9 protein-coding genes and 1 pseudogene are annotated in these 7,468 nt (G+C 61.2%); 5 read left to right on the top strand and 5 right to left on the bottom strand.

The genetic code is table 11. The features are described from left to right. The 4 genes and pseudogenes from ACLP2E_RS16230 to ACLP2E_RS16215 all read right to left on the bottom strand — a co-directional run. Positions 1-1,164: pseudogene (locus tag ACLP2E_RS16230) on the bottom strand (aminoacyl--tRNA ligase-related protein); the annotation flags it as partial. A gap of 152 nt (positions 1,165-1,316) precedes the next feature. Beyond that, the gene (tatC, locus tag ACLP2E_RS16225; protein WP_442466518.1) at positions 1,317-2,090 is read right to left on the bottom strand and encodes a twin-arginine translocase subunit TatC; all 774 of its coding nucleotides are present in this window, start codon (positions 2,088-2,090) and stop codon (positions 1,317-1,319) included. After that, entirely contained in the window at positions 2,087-2,497 is a 411-nt protein-coding gene (gene tatB / locus ACLP2E_RS16220) for a Sec-independent protein translocase protein TatB (RefSeq protein WP_442461107.1), read from the bottom strand. Before tatB ends, tatC begins: the two co-directional genes overlap by 4 nt. A 149-nt stretch (positions 2,498-2,646) precedes the next feature. Further along, positions 2,647-2,895 (bottom strand): twin-arginine translocase TatA/TatE family subunit, encoded by a 249-nt coding sequence (locus ACLP2E_RS16215; RefSeq protein WP_442461106.1) that lies wholly within the window; start codon positions 2,893-2,895, stop codon positions 2,647-2,649. Between ACLP2E_RS16215 and ACLP2E_RS16210 the strand changes: the two genes are divergently transcribed. From ACLP2E_RS16210 to ACLP2E_RS16195, 4 genes are all read left to right on the top strand, one after another. Further along, entirely contained in the window at positions 2,894-3,139 is a 246-nt protein-coding gene (locus ACLP2E_RS16210) for a hypothetical protein (RefSeq protein WP_442461105.1), read from the top strand. The two genes, ACLP2E_RS16215 and ACLP2E_RS16210, sit on opposite strands and share 2 nt — an antisense overlap. 91 nt (positions 3,140-3,230) lie before the next feature. Next, positions 3,231-3,839, top strand: a complete 609-nt coding sequence (gene accB / locus ACLP2E_RS16205; RefSeq protein ID WP_442466517.1) for an acetyl-CoA carboxylase biotin carboxyl carrier protein — start codon at positions 3,231-3,233, stop codon at positions 3,837-3,839. A gap of 8 nt (positions 3,840-3,847) precedes the next feature. Next, positions 3,848-5,209, top strand: coding sequence for an acetyl-CoA carboxylase biotin carboxylase subunit (gene accC, locus ACLP2E_RS16200; RefSeq protein WP_442461104.1), 1,362 nt, complete (start codon positions 3,848-3,850; stop codon positions 5,207-5,209). Beyond that, on the top strand, positions 5,206-5,643 hold the full coding sequence (locus ACLP2E_RS16195; RefSeq protein ID WP_442466516.1) for a hypothetical protein: 438 nt from the start codon (positions 5,206-5,208) through the stop codon (positions 5,641-5,643). The genes accC and ACLP2E_RS16195 overlap by 4 nt, the downstream gene beginning before the upstream one ends. A gap of 77 nt (positions 5,644-5,720) precedes the next feature. Here ACLP2E_RS16195 and ACLP2E_RS16190 read toward each other — a convergent pair whose 3' ends face one another. Next, on the bottom strand, positions 5,721-6,464 hold the full coding sequence (locus ACLP2E_RS16190) for an outer membrane protein (RefSeq protein ID WP_442461102.1): 744 nt from the start codon (positions 6,462-6,464) through the stop codon (positions 5,721-5,723). Between the two features lie 350 nt (positions 6,465-6,814). Here ACLP2E_RS16190 and aat point away from each other — a divergent pair. Then, on the top strand, positions 6,815-7,468 hold a 654-nt coding region (gene aat, locus ACLP2E_RS16185), incomplete at its 3' end, for a leucyl/phenylalanyl-tRNA--protein transferase (protein WP_442466515.1).

Below are 7,468 nucleotides of genomic sequence, written 5' to 3'. Positions count from 1 at the left end.
CGATTGTTCCGGCGTCGTGATCGAGACCATTTCGACCTTGGCGAACTGATGCTGACGGATCATGCCGCGCGTGTCGCGGCCCGCGGAGCCCGCCTCGGCGCGGAAACAGGCGGTGCCGGCGGTCATGCGCAGGGGCAGCGCCGCCTCGTCGAGAATCTGCTCGCGGACCAGATTGGTGAGGGGGACTTCCGCAGTGGGGATGAGCCAGCGTCTATTAGCGAATATCGCTGCGGCAACGTTTTCATGCCGGCGGAGTTCGTTAACTTGGGATCTTCTCTCGGTGATCTCCTCGCTAATCTGATCGACAAACTTCAGCGTCCACGCCTCTGCACCGACCTAGCCTAATTAAGTTTTTAACTGGGAAAAAAGTGCATCACCTACGGTTTCCAATTCATCTGTATAGCGTTCCATCTCAGCGATACGCTCAACACCTTCTCCAAATTTTTCCAGAATTTCTGGCTCGACATTGACGGTCGATGCGAAGAATTGATCACTTTCAAACTTCGGCAATTGCGCCGTGCCGAACATCGCGTGATCGCGCACCAGTAGCGGCGGCGCGACTTCCTGATAGCCGTGCTGGTCGGTGTGCAGGTCGAGCATGAATTGCATCAGGGCGCGCTCCAGGCGGGCGAGCTTGCCCTCGAGCACGACGAAACGCGCGCCAGACATCCGTGAGGCGGCCTCGAAGTCCATCTGGCCCAGCGCCTCGCCGATTTCGAAATGCTCCTTCGGCTTGAAATCCTGGGGAAAGGCGGGCTTGTTCCCGACCTGCCGCAATTCGACATTGTCGTTCTCGTCGGCGCCTTGCGGCACGTCGGGCAGCGGGCGGTTGGGAATGGCGGCGAGTTCGCGCTCCAGCGCCTGAATCGCCGCCCTTTCCTCGGCCTCGACCGCGCCCATGCCATTCTTCAGCTCGGCGACTTCCTGCTTGAGCTTTTCCGCGAGCGCCGCGTCCTTGGCCTTCATCGCCGCGCCGATTTCCTTCGAGGCGGCGTTGCGGCGCTCCTGCATAGCTTGCGCGCGCGCGATGGCCGCGCGGCGGGCGTCATCCTGTTCGATCAGCCGCGCCAGCAACGCGTCGGCGGCGGCCTCATCGGGCTTGCGGCGCAGGAGATCGGCGCGAAACCCCGCCTGGTCGTCGCGGATCGATTTGATGTCGTGCATTACTCAACTTCCGAATTTTTGACGGGAAGCCCGAATGAAAATGGGTCAAGTTGCGGCGAAAACGGTCCTTTGCGAGCACCGAAGCGGAGCGTACGTACGTACGTGAGCATCGGAGCGCAGAAAAGGGCCGTTTGCAGCCCGACTTCACCCATTTACTCGGGCTTCGGCGCGGAGCGATTCTTTTCGATTAGGCCCACCGCGAAAACCGCCCCTTCGTAAAGAAGCAACATGGGAACGACAAGGGCGCACATGGAAATCAGGTCGGGCGGCGTCAGAATCGCCGCGACCACGGTAATCAGCACGATCGCATAGCGACGCTTGTCGCGCAGAAACGCCTGGTCGATGATGCCGACATGACCGAGCAGGGTCAGGATCACCGGTAACTGGAAGGCGATGCCGAAAGCGAAGACCAGGGTCATGATCAGCGACAGATATTCGCTGACTTTCGGCAGCAGCGCGATGGTCGGCTCGCCTTTGACGTCGATCTGCTGGAAGCTCACCGAGAATTTGATGAGAAAGGGCATGACCGCGAAATAGACCAGCAGCGCGCCGAGAAAGAAGAAGATGGGCGTGGCGAAGAGATAGGGCGCGAAGGCTTTCCGCTCGTGCTGGTAGAGGCCGGGCGCTACGAACTTGTAGAGCTGCGCGGCGATGATCGGAAAGGCGAGAAAGCCGGCCCCGAACATCGACAATTTCAGCTGGGTGAAAAATTGTTCGAGAAAATGGGTGGCGATCAGCTTGGCGTTTTCCACCCCGACCACCGACACATAGGGGCCGAGCAGGATATTGTAGATATGGTGCGAGAAATAGAAACAGCCGACGAAGGCGACGAGAAAGGCGATCAGGGCCTTGATCAGCCGGGAGCGCAATTCGATCAGGTGATCGATCAGCGGCGCCTTGGTCGCGTCGATGTCGGCCTGGGTCATGAATGGGTTCCGGCGGCGGCGGGGGGAGCGGGCGCCGGTTCAGGCGGCGGCGTTTCGGGCGCAGGTTCGGCCGCCGCAGTTTCCGGCGCAGGCGGTCCGGCTGGACTTTCAGCCAAGGTAGCAGCGGGCGGCGGCGGCGCGCCGGTTTCAGGCAATTCGGCGAAATCCCTCAACGCCTTTTCGGCCGAAGCCTGGTCTTTCAAATGGCGGAATTCGCTCTTGAGGTCATCGAGTTCGGCGTCGCGGATCGCCTCGTTGAACTGGCTCTGGAATTCCGCCGCCATGCGCCGCGCCTTGCCGACCAGCCGCCCCAGCTGGCGCAAGGCTTCCGGCAGGTCCTTGGGGGGAATGAAAATCAGGGCCACGACGCCGATCAGCAGTAGCTTGCCCACATCGAAATCGAACATGCCGGACCCTTTAATACCATTTTTCCCTCGCGTCAGCCAATCGGGCGTCTAAAGACGCCCGCCCTTCGACGGGCTTTTGGTCGCTTCGCTCCTGGCCGGTTCCTCGAAAGTGAGAACCGGTCACGCGTAAAAGTTCACGCGAGGCGCGCTCAGCCGACCTTGTGCTGATCGCGCGAGGGCTCGATCGCCGTCGGGGCCTGGTGCTCGATGGTGCGCGGCGGCTCGGCCGGCGGAGGCGCCGCGGCTACTGGCGTATCGTCGTCGGACAGGCCCTTCTTGAAGGATTTGATGCCCTTGGCGACATCGCCCATGATTTCGGAAATTTTGCCCTTGCCGCCAAAAAGGATAAGCACGACCACGCCCAGCAGCAGCAGATGGGGCAAGGAAAGACCGCCCATGACCAAAACCTCCGAATTGGCGAAACCGCCGCGCCAAGATATGGAAACTAGAGCGGCGCGTGTGAAAGTGGAAGCAGGTTCTCGCACAAAACGCCGCGGTTACAAAGATACTAAATCCTTCTGCGATTCAGTCGAATTGCAGCAGGATTTAATGCGCCGAAGTTGCGAAAACAAGGCGGCGGACGGCAAGCCGTTGAGGACCGCGCTGTTAGGCTCTTTCAAAGCCACGCTAAAAAGTCTATAGGCTCTGCTCCGAATTTCCGCATGGGCCGCTGATTCCTTTTAAGGCCCCGCCGAGCCGACCAAGCCTTAGCTCAAGAAAGCCGCAAAAAAGAATGAGCAAAACCAGCTCCCCCGCCCCGAAGCTTCCAGGCGCCGCCAGCAAAAGCGAAAAGCTCGCCGCCAGTAAAAGCGAAAACATCGCCGCCGGCAAAAGCGAAAAGCTCGCCGCCGGCAAGAGCGAAATTGGCGCCGCCAGCGACAGCACGAAGATCGACGCCACTCTGGTGCGGGAAATCGCCAATCTGCTGAGTGAAAGCGATCTCACCGAAATCGAGGTGGAAAAAGGCGATCTGCGCATCAGGGTCGTGCGGCAGACTTCTTTCGTCTCTCCGGCTCAGGCTTATGCCCCGGCCTATACGCCAGCGGCTGCGGTCGCGCCCGTCGCCGGGCCTGGCGATTCCCTGGCGCCCGCCGAAGCCCACGCCGCGGCCGACATCCTCAAATCGCCTATGGTTGGCACGGCCTATCTGCGGCCCAGCCCCGACGCCAAGCCCTTCATCGAAATCGGAACCCATGTTTCCTCCGGCCAGAAAGTGCTGCTGGTCGAGGCCATGAAGACCTTCAACGATATTGTCGCGCACAAGAGCGGAGCGATCACAGCCATATTGATCGAAGACGGCCAGCCCGTCGAATATGGCCAGCCGCTTCTCGTGATCGCCTGAGAGGCGTCATGTTCGAGAAGATTCTCATCGCCAATCGCGGCGAAATCGCTCTGCGCATCCTCCGCGCAGCGAAAGAACTCGGGATCGCCACCGTCGCGGTCCATTCGACGGTCGACGCCGACGCCATGCACGTCAAGCTGGCCGACGAATCGGTGTGCATCGGCCCGGCGCCGGCCAAGGATTCCTATCTCAACATCCCGGCCCTGCTCGCCGCCTGCGAAATCACCGGCGCCGACGCCATCCATCCCGGCTATGGCTTTCTCTCGGAGAACGCCAAATTCGCCGAAATCCTGCACGACCACGACATCGCCTTCATCGGCCCGAGCCCTGAACATATCCGCATCATGGGCGACAAGATCGAGGCCAAGCGCACGGCCCGCGCCTTGGGCATTCCCTGCGTGCCGGGCTCGGAAGGCGGCATCACCGATGACGAAGAGGCCATGCGCGTCGCCAACGGGATCGGCTTTCCAGTGCTGGTCAAGGCGGCGGCGGGGGGCGGCGGACGCGGCATGAAGGTGGCGCGCACGGCGGCAGACCTCTCCGACGCCCTGACCTCGGCGCGTACCGAAGCCAAGGCGGCTTTCGGCGACGATGCGGTCTATCTGGAAAAATTCCTCGACACGCCGCGCCATATCGAAATCCAGATTCTCGGCGACGGCCAGGGCAACGCCGTCCATATCGGCGAACGCGACTGTTCGCTGCAGCGGCGCCACCAGAAAGTGCTGGAGGAGACGCCCTCGCCGGCGCTCAACCAGGACGAGCGCAGCCGCATCGGCGAAATCTGCGCCGCGGCCATGCGCAAATTGCGCTATTCAGGCGCCGGCACCATCGAGTTCCTTTATGAGGACGGCGAGTTCTATTTCATCGAAATGAACACCCGCATCCAGGTCGAGCACCCGATCACCGAAATGATTTCCGGCCTCGACCTGCTGGTCGAGCAGATCAAGATCGCCAGCGGCGCGCCGCTCGGCTTCACCCAGGCCGATCTGGAATTGCGCGGCCACGCCATCGAATGCCGCATCAACGCCGAACATCCGGCGACTTTCCGGCCCTCGCCGGGAAAAATCCTCTATTATCATCCGCCGGGAGGCGTCGGCGTGCGCGTCGATTCCGCCGTCTATCAAGGCTATACGATCCCGCCCAATTACGATTCGCTGGTCGGCAAGCTGATCGTCTACGGACGCACCCGCAACGAGGCTCTTATGCGCTTGCGCCGAGCCTTGGACGAGTTCATCGTCGACGGCATCGACACCACCCTGCCGCTGTTTCGCAACCTGGTGCGCAATTCCGACATCCAGGACGGCGCCTATGACATTCATTGGCTGGAGGCTTTTCTCGCCAATGGCGGCATGGACGACGTGAGCTCTTGAAGCCATCGCGCTTCGCTTCAGCCTTGGTTCTCGTGCTGGCGGCTTGCGCCGCGCCGTGGTTTTTCTGGCCGCGATCCTCAGCCCCGCCCGCGCTGATCGAAGGCCTGTCCGACGATGGGCTGCGGGGCGCGCCCTGCCCGGCTCGCTCGCTTTACGAACAGGACGCGCGCCGGAAACAGGGCGTACGGCCGCCCGCGCAACTCGGCGAAAGGCTGCGAGGGAAATTTCCGCTCGGCGCCGATGCTTCCGCGCTGGCGACCGAATTGGCGGCGGAAAATTTCGAAAGATTCGTCCCCTGCCCCAATGACGAAAGCGTCTTCGGCGCGCGCTGGCTCAGCCCGAACTGGGGCCACGGCGACGCCTATGTCTATTGGCGCACGGACGACAACAACCGCCTGATTTTTCTCGACGGACACGTCAGCCGGACGAATTGAGCCGCGGACAAAAACGCCGCGAAAAAGATCGCGGCGTTTCAAATCTCGGACATCGCATGCGAGAGCGCCAGCAGCGCTCAATACTTGGCGACAACGGGGGCCAGCGGCTCGGGGCCGAAGTGGTAATTCAACCCGAGGCGAATGACATTGAAAGCGGTAATCTGGCAGACGCCGTAGGGAGCCGGGCCGGTAACGCTGGTGATGTAACGCGGAAACGTGTGCTCCAGATGCGCATAGAGATATTCGGCGCTAACCGACCACCTGTAATTAAAGGCATATTCGACACCGCCGCCGACGGAATAACCGGGAAGCACGGTGTTTCCTTGCGCCAGGGTCGCGGAAACGGTGGCCGGCCCGAGAATGCCATAGCCGTCGAAGCTTTTGGGATAGACCCCGCCGGCATAAGCGAGGCCGCCGGTTCCGTAGAGGAGCCAATTATCGAACGTATAGCCGAAGCGCAGCCGCACTGTGCCGAAAAGCCCCCCCTCTGTACTTCCGACACCCCGGCTCGCGCTCATCGGACCGAGATAACCAATATCGGCGACCCCACCGAGAAGGATATGGTTGGTCGCCATCCAGTTGTAACCAGCGCCCACGCCGCCGGTAAAAGTGGTTCCGGTCACGGGGACGGGGTCGGCAAATTGCGTCGCGCCAATGCCTACGCCGGCCATGCCGCCGACAAACAAGCCGCCCCAGGGGGATGGGGGGACGCCCGGATCGACAAACACGGGCGGGCTTTTGGTGGAAGGCAGGTCGGTGGCAAGGGCCGGGACGACGGACGACGCCAGCAGCGCAGCCGCAACGAGTTGGTATTTCTTCATATTTGCGCCCCGAATGTGCACGCAGCCAAACTGATGTAGTGCAAGAAAAGCGAACTTGCTTTCCCTTACGGTAAGCGTTGAATTTTTGAGCGGTCAAGCTTATTCGCCGCCGGATCGAGCGGATATGTATTTTTCGGTCTTGTGTTGCAGATTTACATGGTTAATCAAGCAATCGCGATCCTGCCTGCTTTGCGGAGTCCCGCTAGACACGGCGGCGCCTGCGACCTTTTGGCTTGGGACATTCGCGTCACTCAAAATTGTTTGGCAATGATTCAAACGTAGCAAATCCGCCCGGCGTCAAGGTAAAATCGCGCACTTGTTTCGCCGGGCCGCCGGGACGACAATAAAACATGCATTCGCCGCCGCCAAAACCCGATCCAGTCACCGCTAGCATCCTCCTGCGGGCCTATGCCGCCGGCCTGTTTCCTATGGCCGAGGACGCGGAAGACGAACATCTGCACTGGTTCGATCCGAACCATCGCGGTATCTTTCCGCTCGACGGGCTGATCGTCTCCAAGAGCCTGGCCAAGACGATTCGCGCCCGGCGTTTCCAGATCAAGGTCGACCATGATTTCGACGGCGTGCTCGCCCATTGCGCCGCCAGCCTGCCGGGCCGAGAAAAGACCTGGATCAACAAGCGCATCGCAAAACTGTTCGCCGAACTATTCGACCAGGGCTTTGTCCACTCGGTGGAGGCCTGGCGAGACGGCGAAATGGTTGGTGGCCTTTATGGCCTGGCGCTCGGGGGCGCCTTTTTCGGCGAGAGCATGTTCCACACCGCCACCGACGCTTCAAAAGTCTGCCTGACCTATCTTTTTGCGCGGCTGCGGCGCGGCGGCTTTTCGCTGCTCGACACGCAATTCCTGACGCCACATCTGGAAAGCCTGGGCGCGATAGAAATTTCGCGCGCCGACTACCGACGGCGGCTGGACGCGGCGCTGGAGCGTCACGGCGACTTCCGGGCGCTGGAAGTCTGCGATGACGCGCCCGAAACCATCCTGGCC

The organism is Rhodoblastus sp., from assembly GCF_052145335.1.
GTDB lineage: Bacteria > Pseudomonadota > Alphaproteobacteria > Rhizobiales > Beijerinckiaceae > Rhodoblastus.
Note: the sequence above shows the minus strand (reverse complement) of the source record. Positions and strands in the feature narration are given on the sequence as shown.

What these genes read in the sequence shown, in the direction of transcription:
- accB (WP_442466517.1), top strand. Translation starts at nt 3,231, where the DNA reads ATGAGCAAAACCAGCTCCCCCGCCCCGAAGCTTCCAGGCGCCGCCAGC.
- ACLP2E_RS16215 (WP_442461106.1), bottom strand. Translation starts at nt 2,895, where the DNA reads ATGGGCGGTCTTTCCTTGCCCCATCTGCTGCTGCTGGGCGTGGTCGTG.
- ACLP2E_RS16210 (WP_442461105.1), top strand. Translation starts at nt 2,894, where the DNA reads ATGACCAAAACCTCCGAATTGGCGAAACCGCCGCGCCAAGATATGGAA.
- accC (WP_442461104.1), top strand. Translation starts at nt 3,848, where the DNA reads ATGTTCGAGAAGATTCTCATCGCCAATCGCGGCGAAATCGCTCTGCGC.
- tatC (WP_442466518.1), bottom strand. Translation starts at nt 2,090, where the DNA reads ATGACCCAGGCCGACATCGACGCGACCAAGGCGCCGCTGATCGATCAC.
- tatB (WP_442461107.1), bottom strand. Translation starts at nt 2,497, where the DNA reads ATGTTCGATTTCGATGTGGGCAAGCTACTGCTGATCGGCGTCGTGGCC.
- ACLP2E_RS16190 (WP_442461102.1), bottom strand. Translation starts at nt 6,464, where the DNA reads ATGAAGAAATACCAACTCGTTGCGGCTGCGCTGCTGGCGTCGTCCGTC.